Genomic DNA, 19,919 nt, shown 5'->3' with positions numbered 1-19,919 from the left:
CCACCGGTTGTGTATCGATACGACGTCGTTCATTGCCTACCCACGCATTGTTTGGGCTCGTTCCGAATAGCCCTCAACGCTACAGAACGACCGCGCATCCGGTGAGCAAATCAGTGGCGCGGACCTCGTCATCTCTTGTAGTGTCCGGTCCCGTACCGTACTTTAATAGCCGTCTTGCCCGGCTCACGGCACCGGAAAGACGACCTGACCAGCAATGTGTCATCGGTCCTGGAAGGCCAACGCGTGCAACGGATTTCAGTAACGCGTCTGATGAGACGCAGGTGGATGGTGCTGGTCGCGGCGATGGTGGTCGGTGTCGCCGGGTTCGGCGTCTATCGGCTGCACGGCATCTTCGGCTCGCACAACGACACCTCCACTCCGACCGGCGTGCTCAGCGAAAGCGTCCCGTTCAACCCCAAGCATGTGGTCTACGAGGTCTTCGGCGATCCCGGGGCGGTGGCGACCATCAACTACCAGGACATCCATGCCGCGCCGCAGCGAGTGGACCGCGCCCCACTGCCGTGGAAGTACGAGGCCGTGACCACCGACCCCGCGGTAATCGCCAACCTGACGGCGCAAGGCAACAGCAGCACACTTGGCTGCCGGATCACCATCAACGACGAGGTCAAGGACGAGAGGATTGTCAACGAAGTGAACGCCTATACGTTCTGCCTGGACAAGTCCGGATGAGCAATCACAACACCATCCCGCACACGATTCGCAGGCTTGGGGTGCCGATCATCTTGTTGTGGCTTGGCGTGGCCGCCGTCACCAATATCGCGGTACCACGCCTGGAGGCGGTAGCGAAGGCACACCAGGTGGGCATGAGTTCTGCTAGCGCACCGGCGTTTCAGGCGATGAAACACATCGGCAAGGTGTTCAAGCAGTTTAAGTCCGACAGTGCGGCCATGATCGTATTGGAAGGCGATCAGCCGCTTGGCGATGACGCCCACCGGTTCTACGACACGATGATCCGCCGGCTCGAGGCAGACACCAAACATGTCGAGCACATTCAGGATTTCTGGGGCGATCCGCTGACCGCGTCAGCCTCGCAGAGCAACGACGGCAAGGCAGCCCTGGTTCAGGTGTATCTTGCCGGTAATCAAGGCGACGCCCTGGCGGGCGAATCCGTCGACGCGGTCCGCGACGTCGTCGACCACACGCCTCCGCCCAGGGGCGTCAAGGCCTATGTCACCGGCCAGGCGCCGTTGATCACCGACCAGTTCGAGGTCGGCAACAAAGGGCTGCTGAAGGTCACGCTCATCACGCTTCTGGTGATCGTGCTGATGTTGCTTTGGGTCTATCGGTCCGTGATCACCACGATGATGGTGCTGGTCGCGGTCCTTGTCGAACTGGCGGCAGCGCGCGGGGTCGTGGCCGTACTGGGAAACCTTGGTTTGATCCAGCTTTCGACTTTCGCGGTCAACATCCTTACGTTGCTGGCGATCGCCGCAGGCACCGACTACGCGATTTTTGTGCTCGGCCGTTACCACGAGGCGCGCGCGGGCGGGGAGGATCGAAAGTCGGCGTTCGACACCATGTTTCACGGCACCGCCCACGTCGTCTTGGGCTCAGGCCTGACCATTACCGGGGCCGTCTTTTGTCTGACCTTCGCGCGCCAGCCGTATTTCCACTCGATGGGCGTTCCCGCCGCGGTGGGGATGCTGGTTTCGGTTCTGAGCGCGTTGACCCTGGCTCCTGCCCTGCTAGCGGTGGGCAGCCGGTTCGGTCTGTTTGAACCCAGGGTCACGATGAGGACCCGGGGGTGGCGCCGCATCGGTACGGCCATCGTGCGCTGGCCAGCACCGATTCTCGCGGTGACTCTCGCGGTCGCGCTCGTCGGTCTGCTCACCCTGCCGGGATACAAAACGAGCTATGACTCTAAGCCGTATCTGCCGGCCGGGACTCCGGCCAAGATCGGCTATGCGGCCGCGGAGCGGCATTTCTCGCAGGCCCGGCTGAATCCCGAGCTCTTGATGGTCGAGGCGGACCATGACCTGCGTAATCCCGCTGACATGCTCGTGTTGGAGAGGATCGCCAAAAACGTCTTCCACACGCCCGGGATCGCAAAGGTGCAGGCGATTACCCGACCCCTGGGCACGCCGCTCGACCACAGCTCGATACCGTTTCAACTCAGCCAACAAAGCGTCGGCCAAGTCATGAACCTGAAATACCAGAAAGACCGCGCAGCCGATCTACTTAAGCAGGCCGGCGAGCTGAGAAAAACGATCAACATACTGCACCAGCAATATGCGCTGCAACAGAAGAGTGCCGCAGCGACCCACGAGCAGACCCAAAGCTTCCACGATACGATCGCCACGATCAACGAACTCCGGGATAAAATCGCGAATTTCGACGATTTCTTTCGACCGATTCGCAGCTATTTCTACTGGGAAAAGCACTGCTACGATATTCCTGTCTGCTTCGCACTGAAAAACGTTTTCGAAGCGATCGACGGCATCGACGAGCTCACCGACCAGTTCCAGAGCATCACGGCGTCGTTGGACAAATTGGATGCGCTGCAGCCGCAACTGGTGGCGCTGATACCGCCGCAGATCGAGAGCCAGATGACAAACCTGGCACTGACACTCTCCAACTACGCCACTAATTCGGGGATCAACAACCAATCGGCTTATGCAAACGACAACCCGGCTGCGATGGGACAGGCCTTCGACAAGGCCAAAATTGATGATTCCTTCTACCTGCCGCCGGAGGTATTCTCGAACCCCGATTTCAAGCGCGGTGTGAAGCTCTTTATGTCGCCCGACGGCAAGGCCGCGGAAATGATCATCACCCATGAAGGTGTTCCAGCAAGCCCGGAGGGCATAAAGCACGTCGACTTGATCAAGAACGCGGCAAAAGAGGCCGTAAAGGGGACCATTCTGGAGGGTTCCCACATCTATCTCGCGGGAACAGCGGCAACCTACAAGGACATCCAGGACTCGGTCAAATATGACCTGATGATCGTCGGAATCGCAGCATTGAGTCTGATCATGCTGATCATGATGTTCATCACCCGAAGCCTGGTCGCCGCGATCGTCATCGTGGGGACGGTGGCGCTGTCTTTGGGCGCCTCGTTTGGGCTCTCAGTGCTGGTCTGGCAGGACATCCTCGGCATCCAGCTGTATTGGGTGGTACTGGCGCTGGCCGTCATCCTGCTGCTGGCGGTCGGATCCGACTACAACCTGCTGCTGATCTCGCGGTTCAAAGAGGAAATCGGCGCCGGGTTAAAGACGGGCACGATCCGCGCGATGGCCGGTTCTGGTTCGGTGGTCACCTCTGCTGGTCTGGTCTTTGCGGCCACCATGTCGTCATTCGTTTTCAGCGCCTTGGTGATTCTTGGTCAGGTAGGCACCACCATCGCGCTGGGCTTGCTGTTCGACACCCTGGTCGTGCGGGCGTTCATGACGCCGTCGATCGCCACTTTGCTGGGCCGCTGGTTTTGGTGGCCGCAGCGAGTGCGCCCGCGCCCCGCCAGCCAGATGCTTCGGCCATACGGACCGCGGCCCGCGGTTCGCCAGCTCCTTTTGTGGGAAGACGACGACGCAGTGGCGACTTCCGCGAAGTGATCGTCAGCGAGGTGGCCCGGCGTGTCGCGGGTCAATCGTCGGGCCCTGCCGCCTGTTCGGCAACGGGCGGGGCGATCACTGGGATATCTTGTGCGACAGGGATATTCGCGCTGAGGGCGCCAGCGGTAGGGCTGGCGACTTCTTGGGCCGCGGCCATCACCCGGTTGCGGACGAAGAACCAGCCGCCGACGAGGGCGGGAATGCCCAGCACCAGTGTGGCGATGATCCACGGACCGCGCTGGACGTCAAGCACCATCAGCACCAGCACACCCGCCAGAAAAGCCAGGGTGAGATAGCCGCTGTAGGGGGCCAGCGGCATGCGGAATCGCGGCCGTTGCATCAGGCCGGTCTTTGTGTGTCGGTAAAGGCGCAGCTGGCACGCCACGATGGTGGCCCACGCGGCCATGATGCCCACGGCGGCGATATTCAACACGATCTCGAAGGCCTGGCCGGGCTTGACGGCATCGAGCACGACACCGAACAGCCCAATGGTGGCGGTGAGCAGGATTCCCCCGTATGGCACACCGTTTTTCGACATCCGCGCGGTGAACTTGGGGCCGCTGCCGTTGACCGCCATCGAGCGCAGGATCCGGCCGGTGGAATACAGGCCGGCATTCAGACTCGAGAACGCCGCGGTGACGACCACGAGGTTCATCACGCTGCCGGCACCGGAAAAACCGATGTGGGAGAAGAACGTAACGAATGGGCTCTCGTGTTCCTTGTACGTGGTGTAGGGCAGTAGCAGTGCCAAAAGCAGGACCGATCCGACGTAGAAGATCGCTATGCGAAGCACGACGGAATTGATTGCGCGGGGCATGACCTTCTCCGGCTCTGCGGTTTCCCCGGCGGCAGTGCCGACCAATTCCACTGCGGCATAAGCGAATATAACGCCAGAGGTGACGAGCACCAACGGCAACAGCCCGGTCGGCAAAAAACCGCCGTGGTCGCGCCACAGCCCAAAGCCGGTGCTTTGGCCGTCGACCTGGAAGCGCCCGGCCAAGAAGACGGTCCCGACGACCAGGAAAGTGATGAGCGCCAGCACCTTGATCAACGCGGCCCAAAACTCGAACTCGCCAAAGGCCTTGACAGAGATCAGGTTGACCGACACCACCGCCAGCAGCGCGATGAGTGCAAGCGTCCACTGCGGAACCACTTCCAGCGCCTTCCAATAGTGGAGGTAGTTCGCGATCGCGGTGCTGTCGACGATGCTGGCCATCGCCCAGTTCAGAAAGTACATCCAGCCGGCGACGAAAGCGGTTTTCTCTCCGAAGAATTCGCGGGCATAGGACACGAACGAGCCAGACGACGGGCGGTGCAATACGAGTTCGCCGAGCGCGCGCAGGATCAAAAACACGAAGGCGCCGCAGACCGCGTAGACGATGAACAACCCAGGTCCGGCCGACGCGAGCCGTCCGCCTGCGCCGAGAAACAACCCGGTGCCGATCGCGCCGCCGATCGCGATCATCTGCAGCTGCCGGCGGTGCAGGTCGTGGTGATACCCGGCGTCTTCGCGGGTGAGCAGGTCGGGTGCGCCGGCCCCGGCCACGGGTCCAGTGCGGGGCGACGGTGACATCAAGTTCCTCTCGTGTGGCTTGGTGCAGCGCTGCGACGCGGGCACACCCGAGGAGTGGATTCGCTGAGAGGCTACCGCAACCATCTCGCCGGGGCAGCGCGGGACGACGCGGCATCTCAGCGCGGGACGATGTTGCCAAGTTATGGACTCTGGCAATCGGTTTCGCCGGCGATTTCGAAGGTATCCACCCGCTCAACCTTGACCGTGCCCTCTTGGCGACGAGTTTCTTGATATCAACCGCGGTGCGAGGAGGTTGGGCAGATCCCAAGCTTGGGCGAGCTGGTCGGGTTTTCAGTGACGTCGCCTTCAATCGATGGTCCGCGAGAAGTACACCGAGGCGCCCGACACTCCAATACTGCGGTGTATTAACATGTGCAACATGAGTACACACAGCCTACGGGATCTGAGGAGCAACCTAGGCTCAGTGGTCCGGACAGTTGCTGCGACCGGCGAAGAGGCGATCATCACCGACAGCGGCACCGAGGTGGCCGTCATTATCAGCATGGCGGATTACGAGCGCCTCCACGAGCATGCCGACGTCGCCGACGCGCTCCGGTTGCGTGAACTCCGCGCGCGCTCGTTCACGGTGATGTCCCTGGCGGAAATGCTGAATGAGCTGAACGTGGACGTGGACGCCTTCGCGACTCGATGAAGGTTCAGTTTCATCCTGACGTACTCAAGCAATTGCAACGTCTTCCGCGTCCGGAGTTCGAGAGGGCCCTTCAGATCATCATCGGTTTGTCGCATGATCCGCGGCCCATGGGAGCCAAGAAACTGGTCGGGAGCGCTGACGACTGGCGGGTGCGATTCGGGCCGTACCGGGTCGTCTACGGCGTCGACGATGCCGCCGGTGAAATCACCGTGTTCGTGGTCGCCAAGCGCAGTGATGCCTACCGCTGACCGAGTTGGCTGGTGGGTAGCCGATCCGGGAACAAATGGCCCGGTTACGCCGTTGACCCGATCGACAACTTGAGTGCGCCAGGCTCAATCCTGGGTTGACATCACCACCGGGGCCGACACTAGTCTTGAGCCGGGTTCACTCAGCATAGTGGGCACCACAAAAGCTCTATACCAGGGAGGATTCATCATGGCTCGTGCGGTCGGAATCGACCTCGGGACCACCAACTCCGTCATTTGTGTCCTCGAGGGCGGCGATCCCACCGTCATCGCCAACTCCGAGGGCTCCCGGACCACACCGTCCATCGTCGCGTTTGCGCGCAACGGTGAGGTGCTGGTCGGTCAGCCCGCCAAGAACCAGGCGGTGACCAACGTCGAGCGCACGGTGCGTTCCATCAAACGTCAGATGGGCACCGACTGGAAGATCGAGATCGACGGCAAGAAGTACACCCCGCAGGAGATCAGCGCCCGCATCCTGATGAAGTTGAAGCGCGACGCTGAGGCCTACCTGGGCGAAGACATCACCGATGCGGTGATCACCGTCCCGGCGTACTTCAACGACGCCCAGCGCCAGGCCACCAAGGAGGCCGGCCAGATCGCGGGTCTCAACGTGCTGCGCATCATCAACGAGCCGACCGCGGCCGCCCTGGCCTACGGGCTGGACAAGGGCGAAAAGGAGCAGACCATCCTGGTGTTCGACCTGGGTGGTGGCACCTTCGACGTCTCGCTGCTGGAGATCGGCGAGGGCGTGGTCGAGGTCCGAGCCACCTCCGGTGATAACCACCTGGGCGGCGACGACTGGGACCGCCGGATCGTCGAGTGGCTCACCGACAAGTTCAAGAAGCAGACCGGCATCGACCTGACCAAGGACAAGATGGCGATGCAGCGGCTGCAGGAGGCGGCCGAGAAGGCCAAGATCGAGCTGAGCTCGTCGCCGAGCACCTCGATTAACCTGCCCTATATCACCGTGGACGCGGACAAGAACCCGCTGTTCCTCGACGAGCAGCTGACCCGGGCCGAGTTCCAGCGGATCACCCAAGACTTGCTGGACCGCTGCCGCAAGCCGTTCCAGCAGGTGATCGCCGACACCGGCATCTCGGTGGCCAACATCGACCACGTCGTGCTGGTCGGCGGCTCGACCCGGATGCCCGCGGTGACCGACCTGGTCAAGGAACTCACCGGCGGCAAGGAGCCCAACAAGGGCGTCAACCCCGACGAGGTCGTCGCAGTGGGTGCCGCGCTGCAGGCCGGCGTGCTGAAGGGTGAGGTGAAAGACGTTCTGCTGCTTGACGTTACCCCACTGAGCTTGGGTATCGAGACCAAGGGTGGTGTGATGACCAAGCTGATCGAACGCAACACCACGATCCCGACCAAGCGCAGTGAGACGTTCACCACCGCCGACGACAACCAGCCGTCGGTGATGATTCAGGTCTATCAGGGTGAGCGCGAGATCGCTGCGCACAACAAGCTGTTGGGTTCCTTCGAGCTGACCGGTATCCCGCCGGCGCCGCGCGGCGTGCCGCAAATCGAGGTCACCTTCGACATCGACGCCAACGGCATCGTGCACGTCACCGCCAAGGACAAGGGCACCGGCAAGGAGAACACGATCCGTATCCAGGAAGGCTCGGCCCTGTCCAAGGAAGAGATCGACCGGATGATCAAGGACGCCGAGGCGCACGCCGAAGAGGACCGCAAGCGCCGCGAGGAAGCCGACGTCCGCAACCAGGCCGAAACGCTGGTCTATCAGACGGAGAAGTTCGTCCGCGAGCAGCGTGAGGCCGAGGGCGGCTCGAAGGTTCCTGCCGACGTCCTCAGCAAGGTCGACGCCGCGGTCGCTGACGCCAAGAAGGCGTTGGAGGGCACCGACATCGGCGCGATCAAGTCGGCGATGGAGAAGCTGGGCCACGAGTCACAGGCGCTCGGCCAGGCGATCTACGAGGCCACCCAGGCCGCGCAGGCCGCCAGCGGAGCCAGCGCCACCAGCGGCGGCGACGGGTCCGGCGGTACCGAGGACGTCGTTGACGCGGAGGTTGTCGACGATGACCGGGAGGCCAAGTGACAGAAGGTAATGCACGCGAACAGGTAACGGTCACCGACAAGCGGCGAATCGATCCCGAGACCGGCGAGGTGCGCCATGTCGACTCCGGGTCGGCGCCCAGCGCGCCCACAGCGGCGGAGGCAGCGGCTGCTTCGGCACCGGGCTCGGCGCCGGCCTCGGCGGTGGCCGAGGACAAAGTCGCCGAGCTGACCGCGGATCTGCAGCGGGTGCAGGCCGACTTCGCCAATTACCGCAAGCGCGCATTGCGCGACCAGCAGGCGGCCGCCGACCGGGCGAAGGCCATGGTCATCAGCCAATTGCTGGGTGTGCTCGACGATCTCGAGCGCGCCCGCAGCCACGGCGACCTGGAATCGGGTCCACTGAAGTCGGTCGCCGACAAGCTGACCAGCGCGCTGAGCGGACTGGGGTTGAGCGCTTTCGGCGCGGAAGGCGACGACTTCGACCCAGTGCTGCACGAAGCCGTGCAGCACGAGGGCGACGGCGCTGAGGGCACCAAGCCGGTGATCGGCAGTGTGCTGCGGCAGGGCTACAAGCTCGGCGACCAGGTCTTGCGGCACGCCTTGGTGGTCGTTGTCGACACCGTCGTCGAGGATGGCGCCGACGTTGCCGCAGAGACCGAGAGCGCCGAAGCTGTTCCCGCAGTGGCCGAAACGACGAGCGGGTCGGATACCGAGGTGGCCGCGGGGGAACAGCCCGCAGACGCAGAACCGCCGCCGAGTAACCGCGGCCGGCGGTACATAACCTCACAGGAAGCTAGAGGAAGGCGGGAAGGGGGTGACGCAGTGTGGCCCAACGCGAATGGGTCGAGAAAGACTTCTACAAGGAGCTAGGCGTCTCCCCTGACGCCAGCCAAGACGACATCAAGCGCGCCTACCGCAAGCTGGCGCGCGAACTGCACCCCGACGCCAATCGCAACGATCCGCGCGCTGCAGAACGGTTCAAGGCGGTGTCGGAGGCGCACAGTGTGCTTTCCGACCCGGCCAAACGCAAGGAGTACGACGAAACCCGACGGCTGTTCGCCGGCAGCGGGGGGTTCGGCCGCCGCTTCAGCGGGGCCAACTTCGGTGGTTTCGGCATGGGCGGCGACGGCGTCGAGTTCAACCTCAGCGATTTGTTCGACGCCGCAAGCCAAACCGGCGGCAGCACCATCGGCGACCTGTTCGGGGGCTTGTTCGGTCGTGGAGCCTCGCCCCGGCCGAGCCGGCCACGTCGCGGCAACGACCTCGAAACTGAGGCCGAGCTCAGCTTTGTCGAGGCCGCCAAGGGTGTGGCAATGCCGCTGCGGCTCACCAGCCCGGCTCCATGCACGAACTGTCATGGCAGCGGCGCGCGGCCGGGAACCAGCCCGCGAGTCTGCCCCATATGTAACGGCACTGGGGTAATCAGCCGCAACCAAGGCGCTTTCGGGTTCTCCGAACCTTGTACCGACTGCCGCGGCAGCGGGTCGATCATCGAGCACCCGTGCAGCCAGTGCAAGGGAACCGGTGTCACGACGCGGACCCGCACGATCAACGTGCGGATTCCGCCGGGCGTCGAGGACGGCCAGCGCATCCGGTTACCCGGACAGGGGGAGGCCGGGCTCCGCGGCGCACCGTCGGGCGACCTTTACGTGACGGTGCACGTGCGCCCAGACCCGGTGTTCGGCCGCGAAGGCGACGACCTCACCGTGACCGTGCCGGTGAGCTTTAGCGAACTTGCTTTGGGCACAACGCTTTCGGTGCCCACCTTGGATGGCAGGGTCGGTGTTCGGGTGCCGAAAGGAACCGCGGACGGGCGCATTCTGCGGATACGTGGTCGCGGTATACCCAAGCGCGGCGGCGGTAGCGGCGACTTGCTGGTGACGGTCAAGGTTGCGGTGCCGCCGAACCTCGACGGCGCCGCCAAGGAGGCACTGGAGGCCTATGCCGCTGCGGAGCGGGCCAGTGGCTTCGACCCGAGGGCCGGATGGGCAGGAAATCGCTGATGGCTAAGAAAGACGAATCGCGCACTTTCTTGATCTCAGTGGCGGCCGAGCTGGCCGGCATGCACGCTCAGACGCTGCGGACCTACGACCGACTCGGCCTGGTCCGTCCGCGGCGCACCTCCGGTGGTGGGCGCCGCTATTCCGAACACGACGTCGAGTTGCTGCGCGAGGTACAACGGCTCTCCCAGCACGAGGGCGTCAACCTCGCCGGTATTAAACGCATCATCGAGCTGACCAACCAGGTCGAGGCTTTGCAGGCCCGGCTCAAGGAGCTCACCGAGGAGGTCGAACGGCTGCGGGCCAACCAGCGACGCGACATTGCGCTGGTGCCGAAGAGCACCGCGCTCGTGGTGTGGAAGCCGCGCCGCTAGGCCGCCGGATCTGCCAGGCTGTCGGTATGGCGGGCAGACAGGGCAGCGCCAGATGGACCGACGCGCTACTCGATAGCATGCGGCAGGTAGGCGATCCAGTGGCAGACCCGCCGGTCGCGGCAGTACTCGACCGGGGTGGCGTGGCCGACGTCAACGCGATCCTGCGTACGTTGGTGCACAATGACCAGCCGGTCCCGCCGGGGCTGCCCACGGAGATACAGGCCTACCTGGCTCAGACCCTGTCCCTGCCGCTGTGGGCCGACATGCGCAAGATCAAGCGCGCACAGCAGTTATTCGAGACATGGGGCGTCCAGATCGCGATCTGCCTGTTCTGCGCTTCTCTTCCGTCGTCGTACGCGGCAGCCAACGGCGTGAAAGTGCTGTACCTGACCGCCCGGCTCGATACCGATGCGCGTCGGCGAGTGATGGAAACCGGCCAGTTCCTGATCGACGCGCTGAGCGTTGGTGGCCTCGACGAACACGGCAAGGGACTGCGCACGATCCAGCGCGTCCGCCTGATGCATGCTGCTGTGCGCCACCTGATCGAAGCCCGCAACCAGCAGCAGCCCGGTCTGTGGGATCCCGCTTGGGGCACACCGATCAACCAGGAGGACCTCGCCGGCACTCTCCTAGCGTTCTCGTATGTCGTCGCCGATCCGTTGCGGCGGCTGGGTGTGCACGCGTCCACCAAGGATGTCGAGGCGTACCTCCATCTGTGGAATGTCATCGGCCACCTGATGGGCATCCGTGACGAACTGCTCGTGCGCGACGTTGACGATGCCACCGCGCTGGTCGCCACCATACGGCGCAGGCAGTTCAAGGCGTCCCCTGAAGGGCAGGCGATGACCAAAGCGCTACTCGAACTGCTCGACGAGATGACGCCCTTTCACCGGTTCGACAACACGATCCCTCCGCTGATCCGGCACCTGATCGGCGACGAGGTCTCCGACCTGCTGCTCGTGCCGCCATCGAATCTCGTCGACGACCTCGGGCGGCTCGCCCGTATCAATAACTGGTTTTTCGTGCACGTCTTCGGCCGGAGGGAGCGTGACGCCCTGCGGTACCAACTTGTGTCGCGTCTAGTTCGCCCATTCGGGCGCGACCTGCTACACGGGCTATTCCGGCTTCAACGAGGTGGGCAGCGGGCGCCGTTCAACATACCCGATCACCTCGCCCGCAGCTGGGAGCTGTCGGCGTGATACCACCCCTCTAGGTCATCCGAGACCCTAGTAGCTTCAGCCCCGCGCGATCTCGATCTTAAGATCACGATCGCCGACAACATTGCCATTGGGAAGCCGCGCTCAGGCACGCATCGGCGATCATTTCGATGCATTTGGCGACTCTTGCTATGAAATCGATTCTTCGTCGGGAAAAGCCGCTCCCTGAGCGTTGATTTCCCTACCATTACCCCACTGACGATGCCGCCGCGACCCCTACCCAAGCTCAGCTTGGACAGCGTGTCGATCGGATTGAACAGGAGGTTCACTGAGATGTCTGCCGCGCTGCCTCCAAGCCCCCAACCGCCCCTGGGCCGACTCCAGCAACCCAGCACCATCGACGATGTCTTGCGCAATATCGATCAGATCGTCGACTGGTCCATGAAGGCGAAAAGCGGCATCGGCTACTTCGCTGTTTTGTATAGGCGAGTCACCCTCGCGATCCGTGAAGCGATCAATGAGGGAAAGTTCGATGACGGGCGTCGAATGCAAGACCTCGACGTCGCGTTTGCCCAGCGTTACTTCGACGCTCTGAACGCCTATTTCTACCGAGGTCAGTACCAAGGCCTGACGTTGCCTTGGGAGGTCGCGTTCGTCGGTGATCAGGACGGTCAGGCAATCATCGTGCAACACATGATGGCCGGACTGAATGCGCACATCACTTTCGATCTCGGCCACGCGCTCGTGAAGGTCGCGCCCAAATCGCTGGCGGCGCTCAAGAAAGATTACAGCCGCGTCAACGACCTGCTCTGCTCGCAGATCCCCGACATTGCCAAAGTCGTCGAGCGACTTTCTCCCGATCTTCGCTGGACCCGCTGGCTGATGCCGTACCAGGTTCATCTCCTCCAGCGGGCTCTGACGAAATTGCGGGAAGGGGCTTGGCTTTTCGCGATCTATATGGCGATGAACCCGCTGAGCGCGCCGGAGAAGTCACTGCACCAGCAGGCCTGGACCGCCGCGCTGAGTTCCTGGTATCTGCATCCACCTGAGCGGTGGACACCGTTCCCCAGGATCATTCGTGCAGTCGCCAAGCATGAGAGCACTGATGTTGCCGGCAATATTCGGGCGTTAGAAGAAGTCTCTCGGCGCCCCAAGAAAATGAAGTAGAGTCACTGCTGATCTATTCGCGGTGCCGGATCATCTAAGATCGCCTGCGCCCGAACGAATTCCGGCCAACGATCGTCACCGGCGAAGCGCCGAACAGCGTCGGCCAGCTCGGAAGGATCGCCTTCGTCGGTAAGATCAAAAAAGTCCAGCAGACAACGCATTTCGAATAAGGTCGCGCCTTGGCGGCGGGCAAACTCAAGCGCGGCGCCCAGCGCATCCGAGCGACAGGCCACGTCTGTCAAGGTGTGTGCGCGCAAACGCATCAACTCGGCGTCGTGGAAGTGCATGCCTGTCTCTTGCGCGTGGCGCAGCGCCATCTCCAGTCTCTCGCGCGCCTTCTCCAGCTTGCCCGCGGCAATTAATAGGCGGCCGATGACCGCGTCGTGAAACGTCAAATAACTGTTGAGGTGTAGCAAGCGCGATCCGTCCACGAGTCGGGCTACCTTCTCGGCCCGGCTGGTCAGCGTGGCAGCGTCGGCGCCGGAGCCCAGCGCGGCCAGCGCCTTGACGGTGGCATGTTCGGTCGCGCCCACCAACCGCCACAAGTCGAGTCCCGACTGTTCGCTTTGGCTGCGAAGCTCCGCGGTCAGGGTGGCCGCTTGCTCGAGTTGACCGGTCTCTAGTCCGATCCAGATTTCCATGAAGTACGTATGTGCCCTGTTGTGGGCATTCTGCGGAAACCCCAAGTCCTCGCAGCGCCGGCGTGATTCGGCCAACTCTATGTTGGCATGGTCAAGGTCTCCGCAGACCATGTGTGTCAGCGCCAGGAAGATGTGTGCCGACGAAATTGGGTCGACGACCACCCACCAGGCAGTTTCGAGGTCTTGAGGATCGGCGGCGGAACGATCGGCCAGTGCCCGCAACAGGTGTCCGCGCGCGGCGGTGAAGTCGCCTTCCAGCCAAGTGACGCACCCCAACGATGACGCGATGGCCGGATAGATCGCGGGTCGCTCCTTGGTGATCCGGCTAGACAGCGAGTCAAGCAGTTCATGCGCTCGGCGCAGTTCGGCCCGCGGCACGTAATAGCTAATCAGCGCGGTGAGCGTGGCGAACAACTCGTCCTCGTAGTTGCCGTTGCTCGCCAACTCCAGGCACTGTTGCAAATCGGCGGGTCCCTCACCGGTCTGGCTGCCTTGCGTGGCACCCGCCAAGAAAGCGCGTTCCAACCGGATCGCGATTTCCTTGCGGTCCCGCGTCGAGCCCGCAGCGCAGCGGGTGAGTTCGCTGAGCGCGGTCGTCAAGTAAGCCAGCGCTTCCTGGAGAGCACCGCGCCGCCGGGCGTTCACCGAGGCCTTCTGGTAAGCGTCCACGGCATCGTCGTATTGCTGGGCCTGCTCGAAGTGGGCCCCTACCACCCCCCAATCCGGTTCGACACTGGCCGTCGCACCGACCAGTGCGTGGGCCGCGCGCGCGTGCAGGTCACGGCGCAGCGACGGCGGGGCCAGCTCGGCCGCCACCTCCCGGAACAGCTCATGGCGGAATCGCCAGCCGTCGGTCCCGCGTCGTTCGAACACACGCGTCCGCACCAATTCGGACACGACGCCGTCAACATCGTTGGCGTCTCGTCCGACCACTGAACGAAGCAAGGGGAGATCACCGGCGCGCCCAATGACGGCGGCCGCCTCGACCACCGGCGCGACGTCGGAGTGGGAGTGCTGCAGCCCCGCGAACAACGACTCGTACAATGCCTCGGGCACTCCAGACTCGGCTCCATCGAGTTCGCCGACAACGTGCTCGATGTAGAACGGCACCCCGTCGCATCGGTTGCGCACCGCGGTCCGCTGGGCGTCGGTCACTGAGGGGTCCAACGCATTGATCAGCGCGTCGGACTGCTCGTCGTTCAGCGGCGCAAGATCGAAAACAGTTACTGGCCAATCGGTTCGCAGCCAATCGCCGTCACGTCCGGTAACGACCACAAGCAGGCGTCCATCCGCCGCCGCGAGCAGCGAGTTGAGCAGTTCGAGGGTAGACGGGTCGAACCAGTGCACATCCTCGGCGACCACCAATCCGCTTTGGCCACCGATGCAAGCCAGCACGTATCGCTGAACCGTCGCGGCAATCAATTCATACAGCGTTCGGCCTTCCACAGCCGCCGGCTGGTAGCCCTGTTCGGGGTCGACGCCAATCACCGGTGCTAACAGGGGAACCGCGCTGGCTGGATCCATTCCGTTGGCGCTTAGTTCGGCTTGCAATAGGCGCAGACGATCGCGGCCGTCGGTGTGCCGGGTGATGCCGCATCGGCGCTCCACAAGCCTGCGCACTGGATGCAGGCCGGTGTCGGTATGCAGCGGCGAGCCAAACAACTCGATCACCGACCCACCCGAACTGCGGACGAATTCCGCCGCCTCGCTCGCAAGCCGGGTCTTACCAATTCCCGGTTCACCGCGAAATACCACGCCTGGAGTGGCCAGCGCTCTTTCGCGGGCCCGCTGCCAGGCCTGCTGCAGCCAACTGCGCTCGCGATCACGTCCGATCAGCGGCGGCGTCTGTAGCGGAGTTGCTTCGGGCCGCTCACCGAGCACGTGGTGATGGCCGATCAAGCCGTCGACACCCTTCACCGCGACTGGTGGGTGTGATTCGAGTTCGAATGAGTCGGACACCAACGGTGCGACGGCATCTGAGACGGTCACCGTGCCCGGCACTGCTACGGCGCAGAGACGGGCCGACAGGTTGGCGGCAAACCCGTAGACGTCGTCCTGGTCGGTGTCGAGATAGACCAGGCCACGGTGGACGCCGACGCGCACATTGATCGCCACCCCAAACTTGCGTTGCGCCTGCTCGCTGAGCCGGGCCACGGCCCGGGTGATGTCCAGCCCTGCAGCGACGGCACGCCGCACGTCGTTCTCATGCGCTTTGGGGTGGCCGAACACCGCTAACAATCCGTCGCCCTTAATCGAGCTGATATGGCCCTCGTACCGATCGACGATTCGGCGCACCTCAGCGCGGTAACGGCCCACCAGCGTGTGATATGTCTCTGGTTCCAGACGGGTGGACAGCGCCGTCGAGTCGACGAGATCAACGAACATGATTGCCAGTCGGCGGATTTCACCGTAGCGAGCGGGGGCCGCCAGCAGGTCCTCGGCTTCCGGGTTGCTGTGGTCTGCCGATAACACCTGCCCGGCCAAGGTTGTCGCGGTCGCACGATCGCCGGCATTGATGGCCCGCACCGCACGGTCCAGCAATTCGTCGATCGAGGTACTGTTTTCGCCGGGACTCACCTGCTCCTCCTGCCCGGGGTTTGCTAAGGGTACCTGCGCCGAGGCTGATATTCGCGGCAATTGACACGAGATCTAGGAAGGTGCCAGTAGCGTTAGCTTCTGTTCGCCGCCGGATCTGCCAGGCGCTAGACGCGAATCGAGAAGACCGCGACGGCGGGCTGACCGGGCTGCGCGCACCGGTAGCCGCCGCGGCGCAGCGCATCGGTGGGCGCGGCCATCGGTTCGAAACACACCACGTCTTCACCGGCCGGAGCGAAGATCTGCGCCGCCGGATAGCCCTGTTCGAAGTGGACCTCGATACGGCGTCCGCCGCCCGAGACCGCGAACACCGCGCCCTCGGGTACCTCGTCGTATCCGTCGTCAAAAACCTTGTCGCCCAACGCCTCATGAATAGGCGGTTGCTCTACGGCATCTCCGGTGGGCAGACCGCGTTCGTCGAGGGACAGGTGCCGCAAGCGTGGGGTCTCGATCACCCACTGGGCCCGCGGCGCCTCGGGCACCTGGAGATACGGGTGAAAACCGAAGCACAACGGCACCGGTTTTCCGAGGGCCGACACGGTGCTGCGGACCGTCAGTGATCGGTCGGCGAGGCTGACCCGCATCACCACCAGGTGGGGAAACGGAAAGCTGGCTAATAGCGCCGGGTCGGCGCCGAAGTCTAGCTCGGCCGTCAGCTCGTTCGCCGATTGCGTCATTACCCGCCACCCGGGATAGCCGGCCAGCAGTCCGTGGATCGGCAGACCGTTGGGGTCGGTGCGCACCCCGAACGCATCGGGTTCCAGCGTGACTTCTTCGCCGTCAACTCGGTAGCGGCGTTCCCCGAGCCGATTGGCCCACGGGTAGAGGAGCGGGATACCCATGGTCTTGCCCGCTGCCAGGTAGGCGTCCAGACCGCCGCGCTGACCCAGCAGCTCAACGCCTGAATCGGTCAGCGAGATGCCGATCATGCCGGCGCTTGGGGCGTAGCGTGCCACGACCGGCGCGGACGGGTCGCGCAGCGTGACGATGTGCACGTCGGCCAGCCTAGCCCTCCTGGCCCGTCGGTCTAGCTGCACAGTGGGTCGTGCTGAATGCGTTCCGGCGGAGCGCCTTTCGCGATGAGCGCTGCTTTGGTGGCGCGCACCATCTCGGGCCCTCCGCAGATCAGGATCTGCCGATCGCTCCAGCTGCCGTATTTCGTCACCACTTCAGGCAGCCGACCGGTCTGGCGCACGTGCAGGCCGCGCGGCGGCGTGACGTCGGGATACTCGCTGGCCCAGGCCGGGTTAGCGGTGTACTCGGACACCGGCGACACCGACAGCCAGGGATTGTGCGCTGCGATCTGCCACAGCGTCGGCAGGTCGTAGAGCTCGCACGGGTAGCGGCCGCCGAAGAACACATGCACCCGTGGGTTTTCCCCCCAGCGGGTGAGGTCCATGATGATCGAGCGCAGCGGCGCCAGTCCGGTGCTGCCGGCCACCATCAGCACGTCACCTCCGTCGCGGTCGACCTGCAGCCCGCCGTGCGGGCTAGACAGCCGCCAGCGGTCTCCGGGCCGGGTTTCACCGACGATGGCGGTGCTGACCAGGCCACCGGGGACGGCCCGGACGTGGAATTCGATGCCGCCGTTGTCATCGGGCGGGATGGCCGGGGTCAAGTATCGCCACCGTCGCGGGCACTGCGGGATCGACACGTTGACGTACTGGCCCGGGTGATAGGGCAGCGGTCGGTCCAGCTGCAGCCGCACCACCGCCAGGTCGCGCGATACCCGCAGGTGCTCGATCACCGTACCGTCCCACCAGGCGGGCCCGACATCGGCGTCGGCGGCACCGCTCATCACCCCGGTGATGAGGTTCAGGGACTGGCGAGCGGCCTCCTCGACGGTATCGGACCACTCGTCGGCTAGCTCGCTGCGCAGCGTCGCATGCAGCGCCTGGCGCAAGGTCTCGTAATGGGCTTCGGTGACGCCGTATTTGCGGTGGTCTCGGCCCAGCTGCGCCAAGAACTCGACGGGCTCGGTGGCGTGCTGGGCGACCAGCTCGCCGTACACCCAATGCAGCGCGTGCGCGAACGCGGCCCGCTGGCCGCCCATATCAGGCGGAAACTTGTCGCGCAGCGAGACGTCGAGGGCAAACCATCGGGTATAAAAGCGGCGGATCAGCTCGTCGCATGCGGGCCCTTCCCTAAACGCGGCATGCAAGACGCGCAGCGCATCCCGGTTGTCTAGGCCCACGGGCGATGATTTTAAGCCCGCCACACAAGCACGGCGATCGCTGTTTCACGGCAGGCTTAGACGGTCGTCGGCTGACGACCTTTGTTAAAGGGCGTGAATTCCCTTGTACAGTACCAGGATTCCGATCACGACAAAGATTCCCGCGACCAGCACCGCGTGGTGGTGCTCCATCCACTCTTTGATGCGGGCCATGGGATCGCGCAGGCGCTCGCCGGCACTGGCGTAGGCCAGTATCGGGATCGCGACGGTCGACGCAGCGACCGCCACGAAGACCGCTGCCGATACCCATGCGCGTGTGGCACCCAGACCTGCGCTGCCGATCGCCAAACCCGCTGCCGCGCAAACGAAGAGCACCTCGAGCCGCACTACGGCCAGCGCCGACCCCGTCACTACCGCGCGCGGCAGTGAGCTCGGTTAATGATCGCATCCACCTTTGGGTGTGGGTATGGCGGTGGCGTCTGAGCCACTGGACGATGCCAAACACGATCAGCGCCGCCCCGACGATGATGCGCAGCCAGGACGCCCACGTCGGCGGCGACTTGTGCAGGCCGCCGAGCAGCCCGGACACCGCGACAAAAATCGCCGTCACAGCGGCCAGGGTCGCCAGCTACCCGGCCAGAAACGCCAGGCTGCTGGCCCGCGCTCGCGGCGTCTGCAATACCAGGACCGCCGGGATGATCGACAGCGGCGACAGCGCGATCACCAGCGCAAGGGAGACAAGCCCGGTCAGCTCCGAACCCCAGCTAGGTGTCACGGGAGAACCGTAACCGAGGTGACAGATAGGAAAATTCCTACCTATTATCGGCCGCATGCCGCCGCGTGCCAAGTCCAGTCGGACCGACGTCGTGTTCGCGGCGCTGGCCAACCCGACTCGGCGCGACATCCTCGACATGCTGCTCGGCGGGGAGCGCACCGTGATCTCGATCGCCGAGCGCTTCGACATGGCCCGGCCCAGCGTGTCCGAACACCTCAAAGTGTTGCGCGACTGTGGACTGGTCGCCGAGGACAAACAGGGCAGGTTTCGCCGCTACCGCGTCAACCCCGAACCGCTGCGGCAGATTTCGGCGTGGCTAAGCCCGTACGAACGGTTCTGGCGCGAACGGTTGGCCGCGCTGGCTGACGTGCTCGACGAGATGGAGGATTCATGATCCGCACCGCCGACCCCACGGTCATCGAGGTCGACCAGTTCTACCCGCATCCGCCCGAGCGGGTGTGGCAGGCGCTGACGACGCCGGAGTTGATGGCGCGCTGGCTGATGGCGCCGAGCGGGTTCGCGCCGGTGGTCGGCACCCGCTACACCTTCCAGGGTCAACCGATGCCCTCCGTCGGCTTCTCCGGTGAGGTCGCCTGCGAGGTGCTCGCGGTGGTTCCGGGGCAGCGGCTGGCGATGAGCTGGGCCGACGCTCGCTCGGACAAGCCGTCGGCGTGGGTGGTGACATGGACGTTGCACCCCGAGGGGACCGGTACGCGGGTCATCTTGCGGCACACCGGTTTTGACCCCGACGACGACCGGCAGCAGCGGGCCCGGACCATCATGGGCCAGGGCTGGGTCCGCATCGTGGCCCAGCTGGGCCGACTGCTCGACGATTGAGCCCGTCGACTGTGCGGCTTATGGGTGCCGTAACGCGGATTCGGGTACCACAAGCTGCACAGTCGGCGCCGAAATTCGCCAGAGTTGAGTGGAACAGACTCAATCTTGACGGCGTTGGAGTACACGACAAGCATTTTTAGAT

The 19,919-nt window shown here is 64.0% G+C and carries 15 protein-coding genes and 2 pseudogenes; 12 read left to right on the top strand and 5 right to left on the bottom strand.

Annotated features, from left to right (window positions below; translation table 11 throughout):
- Window positions 1-270: 270 nt before the first annotated feature.
- Entirely contained in the window at window positions 271-690 is a 420-nt protein-coding gene (locus MYXE_RS21560; RefSeq protein ID WP_415624441.1) for an MmpS family transport accessory protein, read from the top strand.
- Entirely contained in the window at window positions 687-3,569 is a 2,883-nt protein-coding gene (locus MYXE_RS21555; protein WP_085193201.1) for an MMPL/RND family transporter, read from the top strand. Before MYXE_RS21560 ends, MYXE_RS21555 begins: the two co-directional genes overlap by 4 nt.
- 31 nt (window positions 3,570-3,600) lie before the next feature.
- Here MYXE_RS21555 and MYXE_RS21550 read toward each other — a convergent pair whose 3' ends face one another.
- Window positions 3,601-5,142, bottom strand: a complete 1,542-nt coding sequence (locus tag MYXE_RS21550; protein WP_232061672.1) for an amino acid permease — start codon at window positions 5,140-5,142, stop codon at window positions 3,601-3,603.
- A 424-nt stretch (window positions 5,143-5,566) separates the two neighbouring features.
- Between MYXE_RS21550 and MYXE_RS21545 the strand changes: the two genes are divergently transcribed.
- The 8 genes and pseudogenes from MYXE_RS21545 (at window position 5,567) to MYXE_RS21510 (ending at window position 12,756) form a co-directional block, all read left to right on the top strand.
- The gene (locus MYXE_RS21545) at window positions 5,567-5,794 is read left to right on the top strand and encodes a type II toxin-antitoxin system prevent-host-death family antitoxin (RefSeq protein ID WP_232061671.1); all 228 of its coding nucleotides are present in this window, start codon (window positions 5,567-5,569) and stop codon (window positions 5,792-5,794) included.
- A complete protein-coding gene (locus MYXE_RS21540; RefSeq protein WP_085193195.1) occupies window positions 5,791-6,042 on the top strand; it encodes a type II toxin-antitoxin system RelE family toxin in 252 nt (83 codons plus the stop codon). The genes MYXE_RS21545 and MYXE_RS21540 overlap by 4 nt, the downstream gene beginning before the upstream one ends.
- Window positions 6,043-6,229: 187 nt before the next feature.
- On the top strand, window positions 6,230-8,098 hold the full coding sequence (dnaK, locus tag MYXE_RS21535) for a molecular chaperone DnaK (RefSeq protein ID WP_085193265.1): 1,869 nt from the start codon (window positions 6,230-6,232) through the stop codon (window positions 8,096-8,098).
- Window positions 8,095-8,817 (top strand): annotated as a pseudogene (grpE, locus tag MYXE_RS21530) (nucleotide exchange factor GrpE); the annotation flags it as partial. The gene dnaK and the pseudogene grpE, both read left to right, overlap by 4 nt.
- Before the next feature lie 65 nt (window positions 8,818-8,882).
- Window positions 8,883-10,061, top strand: a complete 1,179-nt coding sequence (gene dnaJ, locus MYXE_RS21525; RefSeq protein ID WP_085193191.1) for a molecular chaperone DnaJ — start codon at window positions 8,883-8,885, stop codon at window positions 10,059-10,061.
- Complete coding sequence (locus tag MYXE_RS21520; RefSeq protein ID WP_003922453.1) at window positions 10,061-10,432, top strand: heat shock protein transcriptional repressor HspR; 372 nt, start codon at window positions 10,061-10,063, stop codon at window positions 10,430-10,432. Before dnaJ ends, MYXE_RS21520 begins: the two co-directional genes overlap by 1 nt.
- A 98-nt stretch (window positions 10,433-10,530) precedes the next feature.
- Window positions 10,531-11,631: an oxygenase MpaB family protein gene (locus MYXE_RS21515; RefSeq protein WP_161552134.1), complete on the top strand. Its 1,101-nt coding sequence runs from the start codon at window positions 10,531-10,533 to the stop codon at window positions 11,629-11,631.
- A gap of 291 nt (window positions 11,632-11,922) precedes the next feature.
- Complete coding sequence (locus MYXE_RS21510; RefSeq protein WP_003922455.1) at window positions 11,923-12,756, top strand: DUF5995 family protein; 834 nt, start codon at window positions 11,923-11,925, stop codon at window positions 12,754-12,756.
- A 2-nt stretch (window positions 12,757-12,758) separates the two neighbouring features.
- Here MYXE_RS21510 and MYXE_RS21505 read toward each other — a convergent pair whose 3' ends face one another.
- The 4 genes and pseudogenes from MYXE_RS21505 to MYXE_RS21490 all read right to left on the bottom strand — a co-directional run bounded on the left by MYXE_RS21505 (window position 12,759) and on the right by MYXE_RS21490 (window position 18,940).
- Window positions 12,759-15,974, bottom strand: a complete 3,216-nt coding sequence (locus MYXE_RS21505) for an ATP-binding protein (RefSeq protein ID WP_085193187.1) — start codon at window positions 15,972-15,974, stop codon at window positions 12,759-12,761.
- Between the two features lie 125 nt (window positions 15,975-16,099).
- Window positions 16,100-16,987: an aldose 1-epimerase gene (locus MYXE_RS21500; protein ID WP_085193185.1), complete on the bottom strand. Its 888-nt coding sequence runs from the start codon at window positions 16,985-16,987 to the stop codon at window positions 16,100-16,102.
- Window positions 16,988-17,019: 32 nt separating this feature from the next.
- Entirely contained in the window at window positions 17,020-18,186 is a 1,167-nt protein-coding gene (locus tag MYXE_RS21495) for an FAD-binding oxidoreductase (RefSeq protein ID WP_085193183.1), read from the bottom strand.
- Window positions 18,187-18,270: 84 nt separating this feature from the next.
- Window positions 18,271-18,940 (bottom strand): annotated as a pseudogene (locus MYXE_RS21490) (GAP family protein).
- A 55-nt stretch (window positions 18,941-18,995) separates the two neighbouring features.
- On the opposite strand from MYXE_RS21490, the gene MYXE_RS21485 reads away from it, so the two are divergent.
- Complete coding sequence (locus tag MYXE_RS21485) at window positions 18,996-19,334, top strand: ArsR/SmtB family transcription factor (RefSeq protein ID WP_085193181.1); 339 nt, start codon at window positions 18,996-18,998, stop codon at window positions 19,332-19,334.
- Complete coding sequence (locus MYXE_RS21480) at window positions 19,331-19,777, top strand: SRPBCC family protein (RefSeq protein ID WP_085193179.1); 447 nt, start codon at window positions 19,331-19,333, stop codon at window positions 19,775-19,777. The genes MYXE_RS21485 and MYXE_RS21480 overlap by 4 nt, the downstream gene beginning before the upstream one ends.
- Window positions 19,778-19,919: the final 142 nt, after the last annotated feature.

Source organism: Mycobacterium xenopi, from assembly GCF_009936235.1.
Taxonomy (GTDB): Bacteria; Actinomycetota; Actinomycetes; order Mycobacteriales; family Mycobacteriaceae; genus Mycobacterium; species Mycobacterium xenopi.
The sequence above is the reverse complement of the archived record's forward strand: the minus strand, read 5'-3'. Positions and strand labels throughout refer to the sequence as shown.

Excerpts from the sequence above, each read along its gene's own strand:
- MYXE_RS21510 (WP_003922455.1), top strand. The coding sequence starts at position 11,923 with ATGTCTGCCGCGCTGCCTCCAAGCCCCCAACCGCCCCTGGGCCGACTC.
- MYXE_RS21550 (WP_232061672.1), bottom strand. The coding sequence starts at position 5,142 with ATGTCACCGTCGCCCCGCACTGGACCCGTGGCCGGGGCCGGCGCACCC.
- MYXE_RS21555 (WP_085193201.1), top strand. The coding sequence starts at position 687 with ATGAGCAATCACAACACCATCCCGCACACGATTCGCAGGCTTGGGGTG.
- dnaK (WP_085193265.1), top strand. The coding sequence starts at position 6,230 with ATGGCTCGTGCGGTCGGAATCGACCTCGGGACCACCAACTCCGTCATT.
- MYXE_RS21520 (WP_003922453.1), top strand. The coding sequence starts at position 10,061 with ATGGCTAAGAAAGACGAATCGCGCACTTTCTTGATCTCAGTGGCGGCC.
- MYXE_RS21485 (WP_085193181.1), top strand. The coding sequence starts at position 18,996 with ATGCCGCCGCGTGCCAAGTCCAGTCGGACCGACGTCGTGTTCGCGGCG.
- MYXE_RS21480 (WP_085193179.1), top strand. The coding sequence starts at position 19,331 with ATGATCCGCACCGCCGACCCCACGGTCATCGAGGTCGACCAGTTCTAC.
- MYXE_RS21560 (WP_415624441.1), top strand. The coding sequence starts at position 271 with ATGAGACGCAGGTGGATGGTGCTGGTCGCGGCGATGGTGGTCGGTGTC.
- MYXE_RS21540 (WP_085193195.1), top strand. The coding sequence starts at position 5,791 with ATGAAGGTTCAGTTTCATCCTGACGTACTCAAGCAATTGCAACGTCTT.